The sequence below is a fragment of the Nonomuraea sp. NPDC001684 genome (assembly GCF_053596515.1).
Map to the genome: position 1 here is coordinate 1 of NZ_JBSFGJ010000716.1, position 3,012 is coordinate 3,012.

Genomic DNA, 3,012 nt, shown 5'->3' on the forward strand with positions numbered 1-3,012 from the left:
CGGCAGGAGCGACTGGATCGCCACCGGCCGGTTCTACGAGCGCTACCAGGACCGCTTCGACCTCGACCCCGAGGACACCTACGACTACGCCGAGCTGATCGGGGCCGCCTCGGCGCTGCTGACCAGGCCCGAGGTGCGCGCGCGCGAGCGGGCCGCCCACGACATGGTGTTCGTCGACGAGTACCAGGACACCGACCCGGCCCAGGAGTACCTGCTCGACCAGCTCGCCGGCGACGGGCGCGACCTCGTCGCGGTGGGCGACCCCGACCAGTCGATCTACGGGTTCCGGGGCGCCGACGTCCAGGGGATCATGAAGTTCCCCGAGCGGTTCAGGACGCTCGACGGGCGCGAGGCGCCGGTGGTGGCGCTGCGCGTGTGCCGCAGGAGCGGGGCCGACCTGCTGGAGGCCTCGCGCCGGGTCGCCGCCCGCCTGCCGATCGCCCCGGCCCCCGACCACGACCAGCGGCACGGCCACCGCGACCTGGTCCCGGCGGCCGGCGTCGAGCCCGGCGACGCGCGCGTCCTGCTGGCCGACAGCACCAGCCAGGAGGCCGCGATCGTCGCCGACACGCTGCGGCGGGCGCACCTGATCGAGGGGGTGCCCTGGCACCGCATGGCGGTGCTGGTGCGCTCGGCCAAGCGCCAGGTGCCGCTGCTGCGGCGGGCGCTGGTCAACGCCGGGGTGCCGACGATGATCGCCGGGGACGAGGTGCCGATCGCCCAGGAGCCGGGGGTCCGGCCGCTGCTCACGATGCTGCGGGTGGCGCTCGACCCGGCGCAGCTCGACGAGGGGGTGGCCGAGGAACTGCTGACGGGCCCGCTCGGCGGCACGGACATGATCGGCGTACGCCGCCTGCGCCGGGCGCTCAAGATAGCCGAGAACGAGGCCCTGGCCGCCGAGGAGCCGCCGACCGCGCAGGGACCGGCCGAGGAGAAACCGGCCGCCGAGGAGGACCCGGTCGCGGAGGAGGACCCGGCCCCCGAGGAGGAGCCGGTCGCGGAGGAGGAGCCGGCCCCCGAGGAGGAGCCGGTCGCCGGGAAGGCCGGGGCGCGGTCGTCCGGCGAGCTGCTGGTGGCGGCGATCCAGGACGCCCGCGAGCTCACCCGCGTCGAGCCGCACGTCGCCCTCCCCGCCGAACGCGTCGCCAAGCTGCTCGCCGCCGCCCGCGAGGCCGCCGCGCAGGAGGGCACCGCCGAAGACCTCCTGTGGGCCGTGTGGCACGCCAGCGGCCTGGGCCCGCGCTGGACCGAGCAGAGCCTGTCCGGCGGCTCCCGCGGCGCGCAGGCCGACCGCGACCTCGACGCGGTGGTGGCGCTGTTCGACCACGCCGCCAAGTTCGTCGACCGCATGCCCAAGGCGGGCCCCGAGGTGTTCCTCGACAACCTGGCCGCCCAGGAGATCCCGGGCGACACGCTGGCCGACCGCGCCCCCGACGGCGACGCCGTGCGGGTGCTGACGGCCCACCGCTCCAAGGGCCTGGAATGGGACATCGTGGTCGTGGCGGGCGTCCAGGAGGGGGTCTGGCCCGACCTGCGGCTGCGCGGGTCGTTGCTGGGCGCCGACGACCTGGTGGAGGTGGTCGAGGGCGCCGAGCCGAGCGCCGCGTCGCTGGCCTCCAAGCTGCTGGCCGAGGAGCGGCGGCTGTTCTACGTCGCGGCCACGCGGGCCAGGCGGCGGCTGGTGGTCACGGCGGTCGGCGGCGAGGACACCGACGAGCGGCCCTCCCGGTTCCTGTCGGAGCTGATGCCGGGCGCGGTCGAGTCGGCCACGGTCGACGACCGGGCGCGCTGGCTGACCATGTCGGCGCTGGTGGCCGACCTCCGCAGCGCGGTGACCGACCCCACCAAACCGGCCAAGGTCCGGCAGCGCGCCGCGCGGCAGCTCGCCCGCCTGGCCGCCGCCGGGGTCCAGGGCGCCCACCCCAACGACTGGTACGCCCTCACCCCCATCACCGATGACCGCCCGCTGAGCTGGCCGGACGGCATCGTCAACATCTCCCCGTCCGCGGTCGAGAGCTTCACCAAGTGCGGCCTGCGCTGGCTCCTGGAGACGGCGGTCGGCGCCGCGGGCACCAGCACCGCCCAGGGCCTCGGCAACGTCATCCACGCGCTGGCCATGCTGGCCGCCACCGACCTGCCCGGCGAGGACGCCCTGGGCGAGCGGCTCGACCAGGTCTGGAACGAGCTCGACTTCGGCGACGTCTGGTACAACCGCAAGCAGCGCCAGGTCGCCGAGCAGATGATCGGCAAGTTCCTGCGCTGGCAGAAGGACAACCCGCGCGAGCTGGTCGCCATCGAGGAGTCGTTCGTCGCCACGGTCTCCGAGGGCGTGCAGATCAAGGGCCGGGTCGACCGGGTCGAGCGCGACGACGACGGCCGCGCGGTGATCATCGACCTGAAGACCGGCGGCTCCAAGCCCAAGCCGGGCGAGCTCGACCGGCATCCGCAGCTCGGCGTCTACCAGCTCGCCGCGCTGCTCGGCGCGTTCGCCCGGCACGGCATGACCGAGCCCGGCGGCGCCGCGCTGGTCCAGCTCGGCAAGGCGGCCGGCAAGAACGCCGCCACCGAGCAGCGGCAGGGCGCGCTGGCCGACGACAAGAACCCCGGCTGGGCCGGCGACCTGGTCGACACCGTCGCCACGGGCATGTCGGGCCCGTTCTTCCAGGCCAAGGTGAACGACGGCTGCCGCACGTGCGCGGCGCGGGCGAGCTGCCCGGTCAACGACAACGGGGGCCAGGTGTGCTGAACCCGGTCGAACTGGCCGACAAGCTCGGCATCCTGCCGCCGACGAGCGAGCAGGCCGCGGTCATCGAGGCGCCGCTCGAACCGATGGTCGTCATGGCGGGCGCGGGCTCGGGCAAGAGCGAGACGATGGCCGGGCGGGTGGTCTGGCTGGTGGCCAACGGCCTGGTCAAACCGGAGAACGTGCTGGGGCTGACGTTCACCCGCAAGGCCGCGGCCGAGCTGGCCGTCCGGGTCAGGGAGCGCCTGACCGGGCTCGCCGAGGCGGGC

General features: G+C 75.0%; 2 protein-coding genes. Both read left to right on the plus strand.

All coding sequences use genetic code 11. The features are described from left to right. Window positions 1–2,746: ATP-dependent helicase (locus ACWCSD_RS50595; protein ID WP_449926685.1), on the plus strand; the 2,746-nt coding region annotated here is incomplete at its 5' end. Then, window positions 2,740–3,012: UvrD-helicase domain-containing protein (locus ACWCSD_RS50600; protein ID WP_449926688.1), on the plus strand; the 273-nt coding region annotated here is incomplete at its 3' end. The genes ACWCSD_RS50595 and ACWCSD_RS50600, both read left to right, overlap by 7 nt.